Origin of the sequence: Nakamurella sp. PAMC28650 (assembly GCF_014303395.1) — a bacterium.
Taxonomy (GTDB): domain Bacteria; phylum Actinomycetota; class Actinomycetes; order Mycobacteriales; family Nakamurellaceae; genus Nakamurella.
In genome coordinates this window covers 4839432-4859491 of the sequence record NZ_CP060298.1, presented here as the reverse complement: position 1 = coordinate 4859491, position 20060 = coordinate 4839432, and the positions used below count along the sequence as shown (strand labels likewise).

General features: G+C 68.1%; 21 protein-coding genes. 7 read left to right on the top strand and 14 right to left on the bottom strand.

All coding sequences use genetic code 11. The annotated features are described in order from the left end of the window. Positions 1-117 precede the first annotated feature (117 nt). Together H7F38_RS22105 and H7F38_RS22100 are read left to right on the top strand one after the other, a co-directional pair. The gene (locus tag H7F38_RS22105) at positions 118-1581 is read left to right on the top strand and encodes an aldehyde dehydrogenase family protein (RefSeq protein WP_187091783.1); all 1464 of its coding nucleotides are present in this window, start codon (positions 118-120) and stop codon (positions 1579-1581) included. 120 nt (positions 1582-1701) lie between these two features. Further along, positions 1702-2808 (top strand): NAD(P)-dependent alcohol dehydrogenase, encoded by a 1107-nt coding sequence (locus H7F38_RS22100; protein WP_187091782.1) that lies wholly within the window; start codon positions 1702-1704, stop codon positions 2806-2808. On the opposite strand, the gene H7F38_RS22095 is transcribed toward H7F38_RS22100, so the two are convergent. The 10 genes from H7F38_RS22095 to H7F38_RS22050 all read right to left on the bottom strand — a co-directional run bounded on the left by H7F38_RS22095 (position 2792) and on the right by H7F38_RS22050 (position 9978). Beyond that, positions 2792-3334 carry a MarR family winged helix-turn-helix transcriptional regulator gene (locus H7F38_RS22095; protein ID WP_187091781.1) on the bottom strand — a complete coding sequence of 181 codons (543 nt, stop codon included), beginning with the start codon at positions 3332-3334 and terminating at the stop codon, positions 2792-2794. The two genes, H7F38_RS22100 and H7F38_RS22095, sit on opposite strands and share 17 nt — an antisense overlap. Next, positions 3331-3771 (bottom strand): SgcJ/EcaC family oxidoreductase, encoded by a 441-nt coding sequence (locus tag H7F38_RS22090; RefSeq protein WP_222618264.1) that lies wholly within the window; start codon positions 3769-3771, stop codon positions 3331-3333. The genes H7F38_RS22095 and H7F38_RS22090 overlap by 4 nt, the downstream gene beginning before the upstream one ends. Before the next feature lie 127 nt (positions 3772-3898). Continuing rightward, on the bottom strand, positions 3899-4756 hold the full coding sequence (locus H7F38_RS22085; protein WP_187091780.1) for a class III extradiol dioxygenase subunit beta: 858 nt from the start codon (positions 4754-4756) through the stop codon (positions 3899-3901). Continuing rightward, positions 4749-5033: a protocatechuate 3,4-dioxygenase gene (locus H7F38_RS22080; RefSeq protein WP_187094901.1), complete on the bottom strand. Its 285-nt coding sequence runs from the start codon at positions 5031-5033 to the stop codon at positions 4749-4751. The genes H7F38_RS22085 and H7F38_RS22080 overlap by 8 nt, the downstream gene beginning before the upstream one ends. 92 nt (positions 5034-5125) lie before the next feature. After that, positions 5126-5404, bottom strand: coding sequence for a muconolactone Delta-isomerase family protein (locus tag H7F38_RS22075; RefSeq protein ID WP_187091779.1), 279 nt, complete (start codon positions 5402-5404; stop codon positions 5126-5128). A 1-nt stretch (position 5405) separates the two neighbouring features. After that, on the bottom strand, positions 5406-6149 hold the full coding sequence (locus tag H7F38_RS22070; RefSeq protein WP_187091778.1) for an alpha/beta fold hydrolase: 744 nt from the start codon (positions 6147-6149) through the stop codon (positions 5406-5408). Then, a complete protein-coding gene (locus H7F38_RS22065) occupies positions 6146-6835 on the bottom strand; it encodes a 4-carboxy-4-hydroxy-2-oxoadipate aldolase/oxaloacetate decarboxylase (protein ID WP_187091777.1) in 690 nt (229 codons plus the stop codon). Before H7F38_RS22065 ends, H7F38_RS22070 begins: the two co-directional genes overlap by 4 nt. Continuing rightward, positions 6835-7563 carry a PIG-L deacetylase family protein gene (locus H7F38_RS22060; RefSeq protein WP_187091776.1) on the bottom strand — a complete coding sequence of 243 codons (729 nt, stop codon included), beginning with the start codon at positions 7561-7563 and terminating at the stop codon, positions 6835-6837. The genes H7F38_RS22065 and H7F38_RS22060 overlap by 1 nt, the downstream gene beginning before the upstream one ends. A gap of 145 nt (positions 7564-7708) precedes the next feature. Further along, a complete protein-coding gene (locus H7F38_RS22055; protein WP_187091775.1) occupies positions 7709-8386 on the bottom strand; it encodes a response regulator transcription factor in 678 nt (225 codons plus the stop codon). Beyond that, a complete protein-coding gene (locus H7F38_RS22050) occupies positions 8383-9978 on the bottom strand; it encodes a histidine kinase (RefSeq protein WP_187091774.1) in 1596 nt (531 codons plus the stop codon). The genes H7F38_RS22055 and H7F38_RS22050 overlap by 4 nt, the downstream gene beginning before the upstream one ends. A 208-nt stretch (positions 9979-10186) precedes the next feature. Between H7F38_RS22050 and H7F38_RS22045 the strand changes: the two genes are divergently transcribed. Next, complete coding sequence (locus H7F38_RS22045; RefSeq protein ID WP_187091773.1) at positions 10187-11305, top strand: aromatic ring-hydroxylating dioxygenase subunit alpha; 1119 nt, start codon at positions 10187-10189, stop codon at positions 11303-11305. Next, positions 11306-12322, top strand: coding sequence for a PDR/VanB family oxidoreductase (locus tag H7F38_RS22040; RefSeq protein ID WP_187091772.1), 1017 nt, complete (start codon positions 11306-11308; stop codon positions 12320-12322). It begins immediately after the preceding gene. 87 nt (positions 12323-12409) lie between these two features. Here the strand turns inward: H7F38_RS22040 and H7F38_RS22035 are convergent, their stop codons facing one another. The 4 genes from H7F38_RS22035 to H7F38_RS22020 all read right to left on the bottom strand — a co-directional run bounded on the left by H7F38_RS22035 (position 12410) and on the right by H7F38_RS22020 (position 17901). Continuing rightward, a complete protein-coding gene (locus H7F38_RS22035) occupies positions 12410-13435 on the bottom strand; it encodes an ABC transporter permease (protein ID WP_187091771.1) in 1026 nt (341 codons plus the stop codon). Continuing rightward, positions 13432-15045, bottom strand: coding sequence for a sugar ABC transporter ATP-binding protein (locus H7F38_RS22030; protein ID WP_187091770.1), 1614 nt, complete (start codon positions 15043-15045; stop codon positions 13432-13434). The genes H7F38_RS22035 and H7F38_RS22030 overlap by 4 nt, the downstream gene beginning before the upstream one ends. A gap of 1 nt (position 15046) precedes the next feature. Continuing rightward, positions 15047-16330 (bottom strand): substrate-binding domain-containing protein, encoded by a 1284-nt coding sequence (locus H7F38_RS22025; RefSeq protein ID WP_187091769.1) that lies wholly within the window; start codon positions 16328-16330, stop codon positions 15047-15049. Positions 16331-16656: 326 nt separating this feature from the next. Continuing rightward, positions 16657-17901 (bottom strand): ISL3 family transposase, encoded by a 1245-nt coding sequence (locus H7F38_RS22020; protein ID WP_187091115.1) that lies wholly within the window; start codon positions 17899-17901, stop codon positions 16657-16659. A 323-nt stretch (positions 17902-18224) separates the two neighbouring features. Between H7F38_RS22020 and H7F38_RS22015 the strand changes: the two genes are divergently transcribed. The 3 genes from H7F38_RS22015 (at position 18225) to H7F38_RS22005 (ending at position 20034) form a co-directional block, all read left to right on the top strand. Then, positions 18225-18524, top strand: coding sequence for a DUF222 domain-containing protein (locus H7F38_RS22015; protein ID WP_187091768.1), 300 nt, complete (start codon positions 18225-18227; stop codon positions 18522-18524). A 157-nt stretch (positions 18525-18681) separates the two neighbouring features. Beyond that, on the top strand, positions 18682-19080 hold the full coding sequence (locus H7F38_RS22010; protein ID WP_187091767.1) for a hypothetical protein: 399 nt from the start codon (positions 18682-18684) through the stop codon (positions 19078-19080). 177 nt (positions 19081-19257) lie between these two features. Then, on the top strand, positions 19258-20034 hold the full coding sequence (locus H7F38_RS22005) for a glucose 1-dehydrogenase (protein WP_187091766.1): 777 nt from the start codon (positions 19258-19260) through the stop codon (positions 20032-20034). Positions 20035-20060 lie beyond the last annotated feature (26 nt).

Sequence of the window (20060 nt, the reverse complement as noted above, 5' to 3'; positions counted from 1 at the left end):
GAACTGCCTCGCAGGAGCGGGTCGAATGCCCCGGGATGTGTGGCCCGACGGCCGATATCGTCAGGAGAGCGGTTCTGTGGTCGCTCACGGCCACCAACACGAGTCGAAGGATGAACGATGATCGATGTAGATCAATTGCCCGAGATCAGGACGGATCTGTACATCGACGGGCAGGTCCAGACTGCCGATGACGCGCTGGAGGTGCTGGACCCGGCTGACGGCATCTCGGTGGTCGGCTACGCAGCGGCGGCCAGCGCCAAGCAGGCGGTCGCCGCGGTCGCCGCAGCACACCGGGCCTTCCCCGCCTGGGCGGCACGCACGCCACAGGAGCGGGCCGACCTTCTGATCGCCGCACTCGCCCCCCTGGCGGCAGACCGTCAGGCGACGGCCGAGGTGCTCACCCGCGAGAACGGCAAGATCAGGTCCGAGTCGTTCGTGGACTCCCTGGTTCTTGCGCACCGCTTCGAACTGGCGGCCGCCCTGGCGGGCGACGTCGAGCATGTGACGTACCTTCCCGCCCCGCCGTACCGGACCGAGATCCGTTACCTGGCATTGGGTGTGGTGACGATCATCGTTCCGTTCAACTGGCCGCTGGCGATCTTGGAGGCCTGCCTCCCGCAGGCGCTGCTGGCCGGCAATACCGTGGTGGTGAAGCCGCCCCCCTCGGCGCCACTGGCCACCACCCGGACCGTGACCCTTCTGGCGCAGCTCCTGCCCGAAGGCGTCCTGAACGTCGTCACGGGCGCGGATTCCGAGATCGGTCCGGCGCTGATCCAGGACCATCGGGTCAAGAAGGTCTGTTTCACCGGCAGTCCGGCCGGCGGGAAGCGGATCATGTCGATGGCCGGGGACTCCTTGACCAGGGTGGCGTTGGAACTCGGCGGCAACGACCCGGCCCTGATCCTGGCCGACGCGGACCTGGGTCCCGATGCCCTGCAACGCCTTTTCAGCGGCACCTTCGACTCCACCGGTCAGATCTGCATGGCGACCAAACGTCTCTACGTCCACCGGTCGCGGTACGACGAGGTCGTCGACGGTCTCTCGGCCATCTTGTCCGAGGTCAGACTTGGTCACGGCCTCGACGTGGACGTCACCATGGGACCACTGCACACCCGTCGCCAGCTGGAGTACGTCCGCGGGCTCACCGATCAGGCGAGCGCGGCCGGGGCCGAGGTGCGTCAGTTCGGAGAGGCCGCTGCAGGCGCCGACCTCTCGCGTGGGAACTTCCTGCGCCCGAGCCTCGTCCTGGACCCGGGGGACGACGCCCGCGTAGTGGTCGAGGAACAATTCGGTCCGACCCTGCCGATTCTGCCGTTCGACGACGAGGACCAGGCAATCGGGAGGGCGAACGACACCTGGTCGGGCCTGTGCTCCTCGGTCTGGACCGCGGATCTCGATCGGGCGGCCGTCATCGCACGGCAGCTCCGCACCGGATTCACCTTCATCAACGCCCATGGCGCCGCCCATCTGGACGAGCGTGCTCCGTTCGGCGGGTTCAACCACAGCGGCATGGGACGGGTGATGGGCATCGAGGGTGTCCGCGACTTCATGGACACCCACTCGACCGGCTTCCCGCTCTAGCCGCACGGACCAGCCCGACCGTCCCTCGACGAGCGACCCCAGCCCACCCCCGACCAATTCAGACCAGGACGTCCGAGTGCGCCAGAAGCTATGCTGCGCAACGACTCGAGTAGGAGATCGATGAAGATCAGAGCCGCGGTCGTCGAGCACACCCACGGTCCTTTCGTGGTGCGCGACGTGGAGCTCGAGGAGCCAGCCCCCGGCGAGGTTCTCGTCAAGGTGACGGCCACGGGGTTCTGCCACACCGACGCGATCACCCGCGACGGTGCCATGCCGTTCCCGCTGCCCGGGGTCCTCGGACACGAGGGCGCCGGAACCGTGGTCGCGGTCGGTGACGGCGTGACCGGTGTCCGGGAAGGCCAGGCCGTGGTGATCGGCTGGCCGTTCTGCGGTGTGTGTCGCAACTGCCTGGAAGGGGAACCGAGGTACTGCCGCAGTCTCGGGGAACTCGTTGCCGGCGGGGGCCGGGCCGGCGGTTCGTCCGCTCTGCACACCTCGACCGGCGACCCGTTGTCGAGTCACTTCTTCGGCCAGTCGTCCTTCGCCACCTACGCTCTCGCTTCCGCGAACGCGCTCGTGCCCATCCCAGACGGGTTGCCCGTCGAACTGATGGGGCCACTTGCCTGCGGGTTGGCCACCGGCGCGGGAGCGGTTTTCAACACGGTGCGGCCACAGCCCGGCACCTCGATCGTCGTCTACGGGACCGGAGCGGTCGGGCTCGCCGCGATCATGGCCGCCCGCAACTCCGCCGCCACCACGGTCATCGCGGTGGACCGGCACGAGTCCCGTCTGGCCCTGGCGATGGAGCTCGGTGCCACGCATACGGTCAACGCACGCGAGAACGATCCGGTGACGGCGGTCGCGGAGATCTGCGGTGCACCGGCCGACTACGCACTGGAATGCACCGGGGTGATCTCGGTGGTGCGGCAGGCGATCGACTCGGTGGGGATGCGGGGGACCTGCGTCCTGATCGGCGGCGCGCCCGCGGCCGCGGAGTTCACCGCCGACCACCTGACCACGCTGTGGGGCAAGACCATCGTCGGAACCCTGGGCGGCAGCGGCCGTAGCCAACGGCTGATCGGCGCGCTGATGGATCTCTACTCGCAGGGCCGTTTCCCCTTCGACCGGTTGGTCGAGTACTTCCCCCTGGAACGCATAGCGGACGCCCTGCAGGCATCGGCCGGCGGAGAGGTCATCAAGCCCATCCTCGTCATGCCTCCGGACTGACCCGCGGTACCGCCACCACAGCTCGATGGCGCGGTCGCGAGGCGGCCCGGCCGAGGTCGTCACGGTATTTCCGCCGGGTCTCCTCGGCTGCCTCGCGCAACACGGGGGTAGCCCGTTCGAAGTAGTCGAAAAGCACTTCCAGCTGTTCGACCGAATAGGTCTGCAGCAGCTCGCCCAGCCGATGCCGGGTCGGCTCGAACACCTGACGCAGGTGATCGACGCTCTCCGTGGTGACCGACACCGTCACGCTGCGCCGGTCCTGCGACCCCGGGTCACGACGCACGTAGCTCGACGTCTCGAGTCGGTCCACCAACCGGGTCGTGGCCCCCGTGCTCAACCCCACCTTGTCGGCCAGCTGACCGGCGTTCAACGGCCCGCACGCCTGCAGCACGTCGAGCGCACGGACATCGGTGGGGTGCAGACCGGTCGAATCCGCGTTGGCCTGTCCGTTGGCCACGACCGCGCCGAGGTACTCGCGATAGACGGCACTGCGTTTGCGCAGCAGCGATCTGACCGAGCGGTTCACCCGGCCGGCCGGGTCTGCGGCGCGGCGCGGAACGACAGCGATTCGATCAGCGGCCGCCGCCTGGTGTTGTGGAAAGAAGCCACCTGCAACCCTTCCGGGCTGTCGACGACGACATAGGTCTGCACCCTGGTCAGTCGTCGCGGCCGCGGCTTCGCCACGTCGCCCCGGGTGAGGACCACCGCCGTACCGCCGGCCAGGGTCCGCACCGAGATGATCTCCCAGCGCATGGTCGTGCCCCTGAGGAACCTGCGGAACAGGGCCGCGTGGGAGCGTTCGATGTCCGCTCTTCCGCGGTAGCGCGTCCCCACCCAGGTGACGTACTCCGCATCGAGGGTGAAGCACGCGGCGTACCCGGCGGCGTCACCGGCATTCCAGGTGGCCGCCTGACGCTCGAACAGGCCCACCATCGCGGCGCTCTCGCCTTTGGTTGCATCCATCGGAACTCCTCCCATTAGCTGCATACGCGCAACTATTGCACGTATGCAGATACTAGGAGGAGGCGGCCACGCGGTCAACCCCTGGTGCGCGGCGCCACCACGGTGGTCGCCGCGGCCCGGCACCGGGTCAGATGCCCTGCGGTGCCCGGTTGTCGTACAGCGCCAACGCAGCAGCGGTATTGGAGGCCGGGACGTGATAGGTGGAGTGCACCAGCTGGATCGTGGGTTGCATGGCACCCCGCATCACCAACCACATGATCAGCTCGATGCCCTCCGAGCCGGCCTGGGTGATGTAGTCCTCGCGAGTCAGGGCGGCCAGTGATTGCGGGTCGTTCTCGATGGCGTCCAGGAACATGTGGTCGAAGGTGGGATTGATGAAGCCGGCCCGGGCCCCGGCGAGTTGGTGGGACATCCCGCCGGTGCCGAAGATGGCGATCTTCACGTCCGAGTCGAAACCCGCGATGGCCCGCCCGATCGCCTGACCGAGTGCGTAGCAGCGCGCGGCGGTGGGCTGCGGGTACTGGATGACGTTGACCAACAGCGGCACGACCGCACACGGCCAGGCGTCGCCCGGATCGGGGCAGAAGATCGAGAGTGGCACGGTGAGGCCGTGGTCGACGTCGAGTTGCTGGAAGACGGTCAGATCGAAGCCCTCGTCCATCAGGCTCTGCACCAGGTGCAGCGAAAGGTCCGGCGCCCCTACGACATCCGGTACCGGACGCCGTCCGAAACCCTCGTCGGCGACCTGGTACCGCTCGGCGGTTCCGATCGCGAAGGTCGGGATGATGTCGAGGTCGACCCCGTTGGCATGGTCGTTGTAGACGACCAGCACGATGTCCGGTCGGTGCCGGGCCATCCAGTCCCGCGCCGGTTGGTATCCATCGAACAATGGTTTCCAATAGGGATCCTGGGTCTTGCCGCGATCCATGGCAGACCCGATGGACGGCACGTGCGACGTCGCGAGGCCCCAGATCAGTTCAGCCATTGATTCGCCCTCCCGAGCGTAGTGCCGCCACGAATTCGTCTTCGGTCATCCCGGTGAAGACGCCGCCGAGGTACTGCATGGACCGGCCGTCGAGCATGGCGAGCTTGTAGACGTAGAAGATGCTGCCGCCGAGGTCGAGCATGGCGTTCCAGTCCCGGTCGGCCACCGCCGTCTGCTGTCCCGGGGTCAGCCCGAACTCCGTGCAGTAGGCCTGCTCGTCGGCCAGGAAGCGTTCGCGGTCGGCGGCGGTGCGCAGGCTCATGAACATCTTGTTCATGGGATACCCCCGCCGGCTCGTCTGGCCGTCGAACACGTAGGTGTCGGTACGCCCCGGTGTCTCCCCGCCCACCGGTGCACCCCCCGAGGTCGTCACGATCGTTCCTGGGGGTGCTGGGCCAGTGCCTCCACGGTGACGTCGAGCCACGGTGCCATCGGCAGGGACATCAGCGCGTCGTGCAGGGCGGCGGGGTCGTCGGCCTCGTACAGGCCGACGGTGGCGTTGCGGCCGGGCACCCGCCACAGTCGCCGTAGGGTGCCGGCCGCCCGCAGTTCCATCGCGCGGACCCGTTCCGCCGCTCGCAACTCGGCCCGCCGCTCGGCGGATGTCTCCGGGGGCAGCCGGTTCTCGGACCGGACGAGAAACTCCACGTCATCTCCCTCGCTGTGGTGCTGCCGATGGGGCAGTTCGTTCCGCGGCCAGGGCCAGCAGTACGGCGGACAGGGCCGCCGGTTCGGTCACCATCGCTTCGTGGCCGGTCCGGAGCTCGTGCACCGGCCAGCCTCGCTCGCGTGCCCGGTCGGCCTGGTCGCGGAATACCCGCATCCACGAGACGCACTCGATGAAGGCGGCCGGCGTCTCGTCCGCGGCGCCGGTCAGCCGTAGGCGGTCGGTGTAGGTCTTCCAGGGATGAGGGGTGAGACGCGGTGTGAGCCAGTCGATATCGGCCGGTTCTGTGACGCCGAGGACGGTGAGCTTCCGTACCGGTACCAACCATCCGAAACCGTCCTGGGCTGCGGACTCCGCCCAGTGGTGCTCCACCGTGGGCGGCAGCAGCTCCCGGGCCGATTCCCCGTCTGTCCCCACGAAAGCGTCGAGATAGACGCGCAGGCCGACGATGCCGGGACGCCGGTCCGCCACTGCGCTGACGATCTGGCCGGCGTAGCTGTGGCCGACCAGCACCACCTGCTGCAATTGCAGCACGTCGATCAGCCGGACCACGTCCTCCGTGTGGGTGTCCAGGCCGACCTGAGGCGACAGGAGGTGGGCCCGCTCGGACAGCCCGGTGAGGGTGGGGGAGTGGACTTCGTGACCGGCGGCCCGCAGCAGCGGGGCGACCCGGTCCCAGCACCAGCCGCCGTGCCACGCCCCGTGCACCAGGACGAACGTGCTCACGCAGACTCGTCGACGTAGACGACACCGAGCCGGTCGAGCGTCGGCCGCATCCCGTAGAGGTCCAGACCCAGTACACCCGAACGGAACTGCTCGATCTTGTCCGCCTCGGACGCCTCGCGGGCGACGGCCTTCCCGGCGACCTCAGGGGCCAGGGACAGGGGGACGCAGAGCACGCCGTCGTCATCGGCCACGACGACGTCACCGGGCCGGAGGTGGCAGCCCGCGATCACCACCGGAACGTTGACCGAACCCGGACTCGCCTTGACGGTGCCCTGGGCCGAGACTGCGCGCGACCACACGGGAAAGCCCATGGCGGTGAGTGCCGCGACATCCCGCACCCCGGCGTCGATGACCAGGCCGCGAACGCCGCGGGCGGCCAGTTGGACGGCGAACAGCTCGCCGAACATGCCGTCCGTGGACGGGGAAGTGGTGGTGACGACGAGGATGTCGCCCGGGCCGCACTGCTCGATGCTGGCGTGGATCATCAGGTTGTCGCCGGGGTGGCTCAGCACCGTGACGGCCCGGCCGGCGATGCGGGCCCCGGGGTAGATGGGACGAAGCACCGGCTGGGCGAGACCTCGCCGGCCCATGGCTTCGTGACCGGTGGCCACGCCGACGTGCGCGAGCGTGGCGACGGCGTCAGGGTCGGGCCGGCGATCGGTCCGCACGATCACGTGTCCGTTCATCACAGATCGCTGCCGACCGTCGGGAAGGTGCGCTGGTAGGCCTCGGCGTGGGTGACGGTCGACGGCGCACCGTTGCGCACCGCCTGCACACCCCGCCGGCTGCCCAGATCGGTGTAGTAGCGCAACAGGTGATCCTGCGCCGTCATGCAGGCCATCGCCTTGGCCTTGATGTCGAACACCGGTGTGATGTCAAGGAGCAGGTCGGGGTTGAAGCCGCAGACCTCCGGCTGGTGCGGTTCGAACTGGAGGACCTGGGAGGCGCCCAGGGGACGGGTGGTGCGGTCGTGGCCATGGGCCTGGGCGACCATCCGGGTCAGCAGGGTGGTCTCGTGGGCCAGGTTGTGGTCGCGGTTGTACGGGTCGTCGGCGACATGCGTCAGCAGGACTTCCGGTTGCCGTTCACGCAGCACCTGGACGATCTGCTCGACTGCGGCGGCGTCGACCGTCAGCGGGTAGTCGCCGAGGTCGAGGAATTCGATGCTGGCCCCGAGAACCTCGGCAGCGGCGGTGGCCTCGGCCCGCCGGGCCTCCTTGACCCGCTCGAGCGTCATCTCCGGCTGCTTCCACAAACCCTGGGACTCGCCCCGTTCGCCGAAGCTCAAGCAGAGCACGTGGACGGCGCAGGCCCGTTGGGCGGACAGGGCGATCGCCCCGCCGGCCCGCCAGACGAAGTCACCGGAGTGAGCGCTGATCACCAGGATGGATGGTGTCTCGGCGTCGTGGGGCATGCGTGATCGTTCCCTTCGGAGCAGGTCGACGGCCCGACGGCCGCGTCCCCTACCACGCTAGAAACCCTGCGGGACCGAAGCAACGGACCGACGTCAGCTCCTGATCGACCATCGCGACCCGCCACGTCTACGTCATCCGTCGCGATCAGGAGGGTGGCGCGGTGATCAAACCTTCGCGGATGGCCAGCAGTGCGGCCTGCGTCCGGGGCGAGAGTTGCAGCTTGCTCAGCACATTGCTCACGTGGGTGCGGGCGGTGCGGTCGCTGATCACCAGCCTGCTGGCGATGTCGTTGTTGGACAACCCTTGTGCCACCAGGACCAGAATTTCCCGTTCCCGCGCGGTCAGGCCCGACAGGCCGATCTTGGGGGCGGCCATTCGCCGCGCGAGTTGTCGGGCGACCGTCGAGTCCAGGTGAACCCGGCCGGCCGCGGCGTCCCGGATGGCGCTGCCGACATCGTGGGGATCCGCATCCTTGAGCAGGTAGCCGGCGGCGCCCGCGGCGAGCGCCGCATGCACCCGTTCGACCTCACCGAAGCTCGTCAGCACCACGACCCGGACGTCGGGGTACGCCCGGGCGATGGCCTCGGTGGCTTCGACACCGCCCATGCCCGGCATCTGGAGGTCCATCAGGATGACGTGCGGCAACGGCTCGGCGGTGGTCCGCCACTGCTCCAGCAGAGCAATCATCTGCTCCCCGTCGTTGGCCTCCCCGATGACCTCGACCGAAGGCACGGTGTCGAGGTAGGCGCGGACCCCCCGCCGCACGAACGCATGGTCGTCGACCACGGCCACCCGGATGACCGCAGGCGTGGCGTCGTTCATCGCCCACCCCCGCGGCCACGGTCGGTGGTGTGGCGCACCGGCCTGCCCACTCTGAGCAGGGTGGCCCGCACCGACCAGCCGCCGGTGGGGCGTGGCCCGACGAGCAGTTGGCCGCCCCACCTCTCGGTGCGTTCGCGCATCGACATGAGCCCCAGTGTCGCCGCCGGAGCGTCGGTCGTCGTCCCGGAATCCAGGTGTGGACCGCATCCGTCGTCCGACACCTCCACGACGAGCCCGTCACCGTGGTCGGTGTCGGTGATGAGGATGCTCACCGCCGTGGCCCTTGCGTGTTTGACGACGTTCTGCAGTGCCTCCTGGACGATCCGGTAGAGGTCCTCCTGGAGGTCGATGTCCAGGTCGGACTCGACGCCGGACGGTGCGCGGACGTCGACGATCAACCCGGTCCTGGCCTGCAGGCTGGCGGCATGGGCCCGCACCGCGTCGAACAGATCCCGCTCGGTGAGGTCGAGGGGACGGAGCTCGAACATGAGTCGGCGGACGTCGGCCAGCGCATTCTGGGCCAGTTCGGCGAGCTCCTCGGCGGCGCCGCAGACCGAGGCCGTGTCGAGGTCCTCCCGGTCGGCCGCGGACCGCAGCGCCGTGGTCTGCATCCGCATCGAGAACAGTTGCTGCACCACGGAATCGTGCAGGTCCCTGGACAGCCGCCGGCGCTCCTCGAGTCGCACCTGGGAGCGGGTCTGGGCCAGCAACTGGGCGGTGTCGATGGCGACCGCGGCGTAGTCGGCCATCGCCCGCAGGAAGTCCAGCGATTGCGGTCCGGGATCCTCGCCCGGCACGTAGTAGGCGTTGATGACGCCCAGCGCCCGACCCCGCACCACCAGGGGCATCGCCACGAAGCCGTCCCAGTTCGGATGATCCATGATCGAATGCAGGGGCGCCCAGTCCGGATCCGCCATCACGGTGGCCTTGCGGTGCGGGATGACGACCGCCTCGACCCGCTCGATGGCTTCCAGGAAGCGGATGTCGGCACCCAACCGGCGGCAGGCGCTCAGGCGCTCGGTGAAACCGGTGGAGTCCCCGAAGCCCGCCATGCCCAGGATCCGTACCTCGTCCCGCGGGTCGTCCATCGCCAGATGGATCTGCACCGCGGCGATGTTCGCCGTCATGAAGATCTCGTGCGCAACGGCGTCGAGGGTCGCGTGCAGCGACCCGGCGTCGGCAACGCTGGACGCCACCCGCACGATGGCGGTCAGCCGTTCCTGTTGGCGTAGCGCATCTGTCACGTCCCGAAACCACACCACCTGCCCGGACGCCGCCTGCCCGGGAATGTGCTCGAGGCGGTACTCGAGGTCACGCCGACGCCGGTCCTGCGTGGTCCAGGCCGTCGTGTGCATCCCACCGACCGGATCCTCGGACAGCGGGTCGATCGCGAACGGCGCCGTTCGTCCGACCAGCTCGGTGTCCGGAAGCCCCAGGATGGCGGCGGCGTTCGCGTTCAACCCGACGAAACGACCGTCGCCGTCGAGTACGGCCAGACCATCCGCGGACACATCCACGAGGGCGCGCAACACCACTTCGGCGGTGCTGGCGGGCGGCCAGGCCGGAGTGGTCGCGGTGACATCGATGTGCACGATTTCCCACCCTACGTGCGACTTCTGCCTGACGCGGACCGTCCGGCCGAAGCACGATGATTCGGCCGGAGGAACTACGTCAAGTGTCGTACGCCGGTTCTCCGGAACCGCGCGGGTACGACGGGTCGCCCGCCTCGGGTGGCCGGCCGCACCGCGCCCTAACCTGAGCGGGGCCGGGCACGAGCGACCGCCCAGACGGGAAATCCGAATGTCGGAGTCACAGCAGGAGTCGGACGCAGCGGTGCGGCACTTCCCGCTCGATGCGTGGTACGCCGCCGCCTGGGACCACGAGGTGGGTCGATCCCTGACCGCCAGAACGGTGGCCGGTCGGCCGATGGTGCTGTACCGCACGACCTCGGGGCGGACCGTCGCACTGGCCGACGCGTGCTGGCACCGACTGGTGCCGCTGTCGATGGGTACGCTGCGCGGGGACGACGAGATCATGTGCGGCTACCACGGCATCTGTTACGACAGCAGGGGCCGCGCCACCTTCATGCCTGCGCAGGACACCATCAATCCCAGCGCCACCGTGCATTCCTACCCGGTGGTCGAGCGGCACCGCTTCGTCTGGGTCTGGCCGGGCGATCCGGCCCTCGCGGATCCCACCACGGTGCCGGATCTGTTCTGGAACGAGCACCCGGACTGGGCCGGCGACGGTCGGACGATCGAGGTGGGTTGCGGGTACCAGCTTGTCGTCGACAATCTGATGGACCTCACGCACGAGCAGTTCGTCCACGGCTCGAGCATCGGTCACGACGGACTGTCGGAATCGGAGTTCGAGGTGACCCACACCGATCGGACGGTCACGGTGACCAAGTGGATGCTGGGCATCGAGCCGCCGCCGGTGTGGAGGCAGGCGCTACAGGATCGATTCCCCGACTATGCCGGGCTGGTCGACCGTTGGCAGATCATTCGGTACACGGCTCCTTCGACCGTCACGATCGACGTGGGCGTGGCCAAGGCCGGAACCGGTGCCGCGCAGGGTGATCGCAGTCAGGGCGTGACCGGGACGGTCATCAACACCATGACGCCGGCGACCGCCAACACCTGCCGCTACCTCTGGTCCTTCGCCCGCGACTGGTGCATCGACAAACAGGCCATCACCACCCGCATGCGGGAAGGCGTCTCCCGGATCTTCTTCGAGGACGAGGTCATGCTGGAAGCCCAGCAGCGCGGCATCGACGCCAACCCGGGCTACGACTTCTACAACCTCAACATCGATGCCGGCAGCATGTGGACGCGGCGGATCGTCGCGCAGATGATCGCCGCCGAAACCGTGACCGACGAGCAGTTCTCGTCGATCCACACCGGAGACCGGTCCCGGTAGATGGCTGCCGCCCATCACCAGGTGTGGACAGGTGCGCAGGTAGTGGAGGTGGATGTCATCGCGCAGCGCGTGCGCCGGATCGTGCTGTCACCGGACCGGATGCAGACCCCGGCGGCGCCGGGCAGCCACGTCGACATCGCAGTCGAGGTCCACGGGCGATCCGAGGTCCGCTCGTATTCGGTCGTGGACTGCGGTCCACGGCGCAATCAAATCGTCATCGGCGTCCAACTGGCGGAGCCGACCCGCGGCGGCTCGGCTTCCCTCCATGGGATGCGTCCCGGGCAACGGGTGCGGATCACCGAGCCCCTGCAGAACTTCCCGCTCGGCTATGGCGCGCCGGCGTACGTCCTGGTGGCGGGCGGCATCGGGATCACCGCCCTCGTCGCGATGGGCAGGGCCCTCAAGACCCGCGGGGCGGACTACCGCTTCGTCTACGCCGGCAGATCACGGGCGGCCATGGCCTTCGCCGACGAACTCGTCGCCGAACACGGTGATCGGATGGACCTGCACATCGGTGACGAGGGCGGTCGAATCGACATCGAGGCACTCGTGGCGGGCGTTCCGCCCGGCGGCGAGCTCTACTTCTGCGGGCCGGCTCCGATGCTGGCGGCGATCCAGGCGACCTGGGCTCGAGCCGGCCGGCGTCCCGCCGATCTCCGATTCGAGACGTTCGGAAGCGGTGGACGATTCGACTCGGAGGCCTTCAGGCTGGTGATCCCTCGACTGGGCCTGGAGACAACGGTGGCTGGCGATGTTTCCATGCTCGAGGCGCTGGAATCCCCTGGTGTGGAGATGATGTCCGACTGCCGTCGCGGAGAGTGCGGCCTGTGCCAGATCAAGGTCCTCGAGGTGCGGGGCGTCATCGACCACCGGGATGTCTTCCTCAGCGAAGCCCAGCGGCAGCGGAACGATCGCCTGCAGTCCTGCGTGTCGCGGGTGGTCGGCCCGCCACCCGTGGGGGGCGCGGGCTCCCACTCGCACCGCGAACCGGGGACCGTCAGCATCGACCTGCCCTGAACGATCTGCCCTGGACGATCTGCCCTGCACGAGCAGATCGGTTCAGCACCTGGGAATTCCGGGCCGAGCGGCTACCGGGTCGAGCGGCTACCGGGTCGAAGGGCGGCGGACGAGTCGGGAGAGCGTGACGGCGGCCACGAGAGCGGCACCGTAGAAAAGTTGCTGGGCGAAATCCTGGGCCCCGAGAAGTTGCAACCCCGCCACACCGGTGGCCAGGAACAGCACTGCGATCCCGGTGCCGAGCGCGTTGAACCGACCGGGCTGGATCGAGGTCGCACCCAGGAAGACCGCGGCATACGCGGGCAGCAGGAACGTGTCGACCGAGGACGGGCCGGCGGAGCCGGTGGTGCCGACGTAGAGGACACCGGCCAGAGCGGCGATGGTGCCGGCCAGGATGAACGCACCCACCCGCACCCGGGTGACCTTGATCCCGCTCAGGACCGCGACGTCCCGCGACTGCCCGACGAACAGCGCCCGCATCCCGACCGGGGTGAAGCGTGCGACGTACCAGATGATCAGCATGATCAGGACGCAGTAGTAGAACTGCACCGGCACCTTTCCGACCTGGCGCAGGAAGGTCCAGTTCGCCAGGTCGCCGGACACCCCGACGATGGTCGTCGAGTTCGCCAGCCAGAAGACCAGGCCGGTGAAGAACGTGCCCGTGCCGAGCGTGACGATGAACGGCTCGGTCTTGAACATCACCACGAACAATGCGTTGACTCCACCGCAGGCGGCGCCGACCGCGACCGCGATCAGGCAGGCCACTCCGACCGGTACGCCGTGCTGCACGTTGAGCACCGCGATCACCACGGCGGCCAGCGCACCCGTAGCGCCGAGCGACAGATCGATGTCGCCCACCATCGAGGGGACGAGTGCGGCCAGGGCCAGCATGAACAGGATCGACTGGGAGCCGAGGATGCTCGTGACGTTACCGCTGGTGAGGAACCGGTCCGGAGAAAGAATGGAGAAGACCACGACCAGCAGGAGCCAGGCCAGCGGAAGTGCCGAGCGTTCGGCCCACTGCCCGATCGACCGGCCGCAGGCCGGGGAGGTGCGCGGCGACTGTCGCTGTGGCGTCGGCGTTTTCGGGTCGGTGATGGGGGCGGACGTCACTGGTGCACCTTTTCTGTGGTCGAGAGGGACGATTCGGTGGTCGCTCGCGCTGCGGCGTAGACGGCGGTCGAGATGGCCTCGGGACTCATGACGGCTCCTTCGACCTGGCCGGCCTGCCGGCCGTCGCTCACCACGACCACCCGATGGCACACCGTGGCCAGTTCGTCGAAGTCGCTCGACACCCAGATGACGGACATACCCGTCGTCGTCGCCCGTTCGATGACCCGGTAGATCTCGGCGCGCGCAGCGACGTCGACGCCCTGCGTCGGTTCGTGCAGCACCAGCAGGCGCGGCTCGATCTCCAACCACTTGGCCAGCACCACCTTCTGGGCGTTGCCGCCGCTCAGCGTGCCGATCGGAAGCGAGGTCCGGCGCGGGCGCACGTCCAAGCGTTCCGCGCGTTCGTCGGCGGTGGCCCGCAGCTCACCGACGCGGAGCCAGCCGGCCCTGGAGAACCGTTGCGCCACCGGGAGCATCATGTTCTCCGCCACCGACACGGCCGGGGCGATCGCGTCACGTCGCCGGTCGGCCGGGATCAGAGCCATGCCCATCCGGACCGCCGCCGCCGGGCTGTGCCGGGTGAGATCGACCGACGCGTCGCGCAGCGCCAGCGTGCCGCCGGCCGGTCTGGCGCCGAACAACAGGTACGGCACGTCCTCGACCCCGGAGCCCATCAGGCCTGCGAGGCCGACGACTTCCCCGGGGGCCACCGTCAGGTCCAGATCGTGGACCCGACCACCTCTCAATCCGGTGACGGTGACCGCGGCAGGGGAGCCGGAGTCGAACTGTCGCAGTCGTTGGGCCGCACCGACGGGTCCACCGGCCGCAGCGGCGGCGGCGGCCGAACCGACGATGAGCTCGACGATCTCGTCGTCACTCACGTCGCTCATGGCCGCGGTGGCTGCCACCCTGCCGTCACGCAGGATGGTCACGCGGTCGGCGATCTCCCGGACGGCTGCAAGATCGTGCGAGATGAAGACGACGCTCGATCCGGAGGCCACCACCCGCCGGATGAGATCGAACAGGAACTCGACCTCGTGCTCCGGCAGGAACACCGTCGGTTCATCGAGAACGAGAACCGATGACGCGGCACCGGTCCGGGCGCGGTACTGCTCGAGTTGGTCGGCCGCGCGGGCGATCGCCACCAGGGCCTGGTCGACCGGTGGCAGGTCGTTCACCACCAACCGGGGGTCGATGTTCACCCCGTAGGAACCGAGCATCTTCGCTGCTGCCCGGATCTCGCGCCGCCAGTTGATCCGCCGACGGGACGGGCCGCCGGTCGCCAGCGAGCTTCCGAGCAGATTCTCCACCACCGTCAGCGGTTTCGCGAGGCCGAGGTCCTGGTGGACGAAGCTGAGACCCAGGCCGCTGGATGCCCCGAGGGCCATCGGCAGCGTGACCTCCCGGCCATCCACCGCGAGCCACCCCCCGGGTTCCGGGACGTTGACTCCGGCGAGAACCTTGACCAGGGTGGACTTCCCGCATCCGTTCTCGCCGAGCAGCGCGAGCACCTCACCCTGCTCGACCGTCAGATCGACGTCGGACAGAGCACGCGTGGCCCCGAAAACCTTCGAGATGTGCCGCAGCTCCAGAGCCGTTGTGCTGGACATGTCAGCCGGCGGGGGCGTTCTGCCACAGGCTGCGGTAGCCCTTGACGTAGCTGTCACCGAAGCCCTTGCCTGCCGCCGAGAATTCCGCGACGTTGGCCGGCGTGAAGAGGCGGTACGGGGCGAAGGCCTTCGACGCCGCGATGGCGGGTTGTCCGGACATCACCCGGAACAGCTGGTCGGCGCCGCTGTAGGCCATCCACGAAGCATCCGGACCCATGTTGGTACCCAGCAGGTTCGACGGGTCGGCCATCAGCGGGACGACGTCGGGCGTCATACCGAAGCCGTACATCATCGCGCCGTGGGCGGAAGCCTTCAGCGCGGGCAGCACGAACGGCGTCTGGGCGTCGTACACGGTGAACACCGCCTTGATGTTCGGGTTCCGCACCAGCGCCGACTGCACCGCGCTGGTCAACTTCGTCGACCAGTCCGGGATCGAGACATTGATGGAGTCGACCTTGCAGGCGGCGCAATACTTCTTGAACTCCTGCGTCACGGTGTTACCCATCCCGATGGAGGGCGGGTTCTCGTTCGAGGTGATCACCAGCGAGTCGATCGCACTACCGTTCGCCCGGGTCAGTGCCGAGGCGACACCCATCCGCATCGCCTGGTCGAACTGGCCGTCGGTCTGTCCGGCGATCAACGTCGAGGCCGGCTCGGAGACGTCGGCGAGGTGGATGTCGACGACCTTGATTCCGGCGGCCTTGGCCGCCGCCATCTGGGGAGCCAGAGCAGCTGGATCGATGCCGCAGACCAGCGCGATGCCGTCGTAGTGCTGGCTGATCGCAAGGTTCATGCCCTGCACCCACGCCTGCGGGCCGCCGTTGTTCTGGAAGTAGGTGCTGCCCGTCATGCCGACGCTCTTCGCGATGTCGACGATCTGACGGGAGTTCGTGTCACACGTCTTGACCTGGCTGCTGACGGGCATGGAGAGGATCTTCTTGCCGGCAAGGCCGGCGACGGAGAAGGCCGGCCCCTGAGCGGTGAAGGTCGGTTGCTTTGCGGCGTCGGCGAGTGCCTGCTTCAGCGTGGCGAGGTCGGCAGCCGATACAGCAGATCCGCCGCTCGGACCAGCCGCGGTTCCGGACGAGCCAGCCGCACTGCCGGACGATCCGGCTGCACTGCTGGACGCACCGGCCGCGCTGCTGGAGGAGCCGGCGGCGCTGCTGGAAGAGCCGGCCGCAGTACTGCTCGACGAGCAGCCCGCGAGGGTGGCGGCGGCGAGCACGGCAGCCGTCGAAACGACGGCCGCTCGCAGCCATGAGGTGCGATCTCCAAGATGAGACATCAATTGTCCTGTTCGTCGTCTTCGGTGACGGCGCGAGCACGGCTGGGGCCAGTGTCGATCCGGGTGTCGAAGTGAACGTATGGGATCGAGAAGGCCTTCAGCACCGTGCATTCGACGGCCCTGCGTCGAGACGCAGCGGTAGGCCCGAACGAGACATTCGTCGTAGTTCCTACGGGCTTGTCGGCTGGCGACCAGCTGGGCGGGCGGGGCACGGGACGAGGTGAGTAGGTTCGAAGAGCAACAGATGCAGAAATGCAGTAGTCCATCAATTGGGTCCTACGGGGTGACCACCAAAATATGGGTCTCCTGACGTTTTCGTGGGTGGTTTAGCGTCCGGGAAGCGGCGGGCATAACCCGCCGCGGGTGAGCATTGCCATGGCTATCAACGCTTCTGGGCTGTGAAAGCCGTACGACCTGCGGGTCAAGGCCCGTAGGTGAGTGTTGGTGGCCTCGGATTGGGCGTTGCTCATCTGGTGGATCAGGGTGTTCCAAATCAGCTGCTGGAACCGCTTCAACGTTGCGGCCAGGGCGATGAAGCCGGGGAGTTGGGAGCGGCGGGCCCAGGCGATCCAGCCGGCCAACAGTTCACGGCCGGCCTGGCCCTTGACCTGGAACACCGCGCGCAGTTGCTCCTTCAGCAGATACGCCCGATACAGATGCCGGTTGGTCTGGGCGATCGAAGCGAGGGACCCGCGTTGCTCCGGGGACAGGTCCGCCGGGTTTTTCAGCAATGCCCAGCGGCTGCCCTTCACCGACGACGCCTGCGCAGAGCTACTGTTACCCCGCAGCGTGTTCCACGTCTGACGACGGACCTTGTCCAACTCCCGGGTGGCCCACCCCACGATATGAAACGGATCCAATCCCAGCACCGCCTGCGGCGCGCGGGCCGTCACGGTGTCGTGGATCCACTGCGCCCCGTCGGCCGAGACGTGCGTCAACGCCGCCGCCCGTTCTGGGCCGAGTTGGTCGAAGAACCGACCCAGGGTGTCGCTGTTGCGGCCCGGTGCGGCCCACACCAATCTGCCGGAGTCTTGATCGACCACGCACGTCAGATACCGCTGGCCTTTGCGGTGGGAGATTTCATCGATGCCGATCCGCCGCAGCCCCGCGAGCACGTCCCGGCCGGCCAAACCGTCGGCGACGACGTGCTCGATGATTGCGCTCACGTGCCGCCACGACGTCCGCATCAACTGCGCCACCACCGACGAAGCGGTGTGCGCCGCCAACCACGCGCACTGGTCTTCAAACGCTCGGGTTGCCCGCGCGCCGGGTCGGGCCCACGGCACCGCCGCGACGACCACCCCGTGCGTCCGGCAGTTCACCCGCGGAGCCGCAGCCTGCAGGAATACCATCGTCGACCCCCAGTCCAGCGACCGCCACCGCCGGGTTCCGCCGCCCTGGTCATAGCCCGGCCGTCTACGCCGGCATCGACTGCACCTACTCCGGGCGCCCTTCGTCGCACGCACCGAAACGACCAGCACCTGCCGGTCGTCGGCCTCCTCCCACGCCACATCGCACACCTGCAGTTGCTCGACACCGAGCAGCTTTCGCCATATCGTTACACCGCGCACACCGTGCTCCTGGATAGTGACTGACCCTAGATAAGCCAGAACCTATACGCAGCCCGGTGTGTCGCCCACAACCAGGGGTCAAACCACCCACGAGAACGTCACAAGAGCCCAAAATATCGTGACCATTCTGTGACCGGGGGGTGGTGCGAAATGATGCTTCTTTCGGCGTCGGCTGTCGGTGCCCGCCGATAAAGTGGTGGATACGGGGACAGCCGGATTCGTCGATTCCGACCAGGCCAAACAATTGGTCCGGTCGGCGATGAACGCCGTCACCGATTTGCGGGACGGCGCGTTCTTGGAGGATCGGCGCCGAAGATCTGCCGGTGCTGGCCGGAGCCCTGGACGCCGGAGCAGTCGGTGCCGAGCATGTCCGGAGAATCGCGGCGACGATGGGCACACTCCCCACCGCCATGCCGATCCTGGAACGGGAGTGGTGGGAGAAGTTCCTGGTCGAGCAGGCCGGCGCACTGGACCCGCGGCAGTTGGACCAGGTCGCCGCCGCGGTCCTGGACGCCGCCGACCCCGACGGGACCCTGGACGAAACCCAGACCAGGACGCGGATGGAGTTCTCGTGGGGGTCCCGCAACGCCCGGACCGGACTGACCGGCCTGACCGGGGGCTGACCGGCCTGACCGGTCTGACCGGACGGGTGGATGATCACCGGCGTCGACGTCCTGCGGAAGGCGATCGACGCGCTGTCCGCCCCGAAACCCGCAGCCGACGGCACTGCCGATCCCCGGTCGCTGTCGAACCGCCGCGCCCACGGCCTTGGTCGCCGCGTTGGCAGGGTTCCTGGCCGCTGGGACCGGGCTGAGCCACGGCGGGGAGAAACCTCACATCGTGATCTATCTGCACTGGGACCACCTCACCGGTGAGATCGCGAAGGCCACGAGGGAATCCGGCTTCCCGATGAGTACCGCACGGACCAACGCCGCATGGATCAACTTCGCCCTTTTGGGACGGGTGGGACAGAAGTCATCACTTTCGTCCATCCCTGCGAAGTTGATCCACGCCAGACGGTGCCTGCCCACGCCTGGTGCGGGTCTCGTCGCGGCCCTCGGTTCGTTCGCCGCCGAGGCCAGGGTCCGACTGGCCGCGCAGCGCACTTCCAACCGTCGAGCCAGGGCCCTGGAGCGGGCCCAGCGCGATCTCGGGCTGCGGCCGGTCCCCAGGAGCTAGGACCGGACTCGATCCAGCACCGCGCACACGTCGACGGGAGCGGGGCCACAGGCCTGGGGCCGCTGCGCATCTGGTGTTTTGCCCAACGGCATCTCAACAGTTCGTCAACTATGGGCCCTGTCACACCCGCCGTCGTTATCCTCCCCGGGAAGAGCCAACCGAGACGTGGAGGATGTCGTGGGAAGAGTCGAAGGAAAGATCGCACTGATCACCGGCGGTGCCAGGGGTCTCGGCGAGGCCACCAGTCGCACGCTGGCAACGGAGGGAGCGACGGTCATCCTGACGGACGTCCTCGACGAAGAGGGCATGTCGGTGGCCAAGGAGATCAACGAGGCCGGCGGGAAGGCCGAGTATCTGCACCAGGACGTCACCGACGAAGCCCGCTGGAACGAGATCACCGGCGAGATCGTGGAGAAGTACGGCCGCATCGACGTGGTGGTGAACAACGCCGGCATCGTCGTCGATGCCACGGTCGAGGACACCACGCTCGAGGACTGGCGCCGGGTCAACTCGATCAACAGCGAGGCGGTGTTCCTCGGGACCAGGGCCGCCATCGCGGTGATGAAGAACCAGACCCCGATCGGAGGTTCGATCGTCAACATCTCCTCGATCGCCGGGTTGGTGGGCATCGAGAACCTGGCGGCCTACAACGCGTCCAAGGGCGCGGTGCGGATGTTCAGCAAGTCCGCGGCTCTGCACGTCGCCAAGTCGGGGTACAAGATCCGCGTCAACTCGGTGCACCCGAGCTACACCTGGACGCCGATGGTGCAGTTCCTCGGCGACAACACCGGCGACCGCGATGGATTCTTCGACGCGCTGGGCGCCATGCACCCGCTCGGTCGGCCGGGTGTCCCGATGGACATCGCCTGGGGTGTGCTCTACCTGGCATCGGACGAGTCGACCTGGGTGACCGGCTCCGAATTGGTCATCGATGGCGGTATTACCGCGGGCTGACCCGGGGTAGCGTCGCCTGCAACCGA

Coding starts and splice junctions, on each gene's coding strand:
- H7F38_RS22105 (WP_187091783.1), top strand. CDS start 118: ATGATCGATGTAGATCAATTGCCCGAGATCAGGACGGATCTGTACATC.
- H7F38_RS22055 (WP_187091775.1), bottom strand. CDS start 8,386: ATGAACGACGCCACGCCTGCGGTCATCCGGGTGGCCGTGGTCGACGAC.
- H7F38_RS22025 (WP_187091769.1), bottom strand. CDS start 16,330: ATGTCTCATCTTGGAGATCGCACCTCATGGCTGCGAGCGGCCGTCGTT.
- H7F38_RS22080 (WP_187094901.1), bottom strand. CDS start 5,033: ATGAACAAGATGTTCATGAGCCTGCGCACCGCCGCCGACCGCGAACGC.
- H7F38_RS22085 (WP_187091780.1), bottom strand. CDS start 4,756: ATGGCTGAACTGATCTGGGGCCTCGCGACGTCGCACGTGCCGTCCATC.
- H7F38_RS22090 (WP_222618264.1), bottom strand. CDS start 3,771: ATGGATGCAACCAAAGGCGAGAGCGCCGCGATGGTGGGCCTGTTCGAG.
- H7F38_RS22040 (WP_187091772.1), top strand. CDS start 11,306: ATGGCTGCCGCCCATCACCAGGTGTGGACAGGTGCGCAGGTAGTGGAG.
- H7F38_RS22045 (WP_187091773.1), top strand. CDS start 10,187: ATGTCGGAGTCACAGCAGGAGTCGGACGCAGCGGTGCGGCACTTCCCG.
- H7F38_RS22065 (WP_187091777.1), bottom strand. CDS start 6,835: ATGAACGGACACGTGATCGTGCGGACCGATCGCCGGCCCGACCCTGAC.
- H7F38_RS22060 (WP_187091776.1), bottom strand. CDS start 7,563: ATGCCCCACGACGCCGAGACACCATCCATCCTGGTGATCAGCGCTCAC.
- H7F38_RS22030 (WP_187091770.1), bottom strand. CDS start 15,045: ATGTCCAGCACAACGGCTCTGGAGCTGCGGCACATCTCGAAGGTTTTC.
- H7F38_RS22100 (WP_187091782.1), top strand. CDS start 1,702: ATGAAGATCAGAGCCGCGGTCGTCGAGCACACCCACGGTCCTTTCGTG.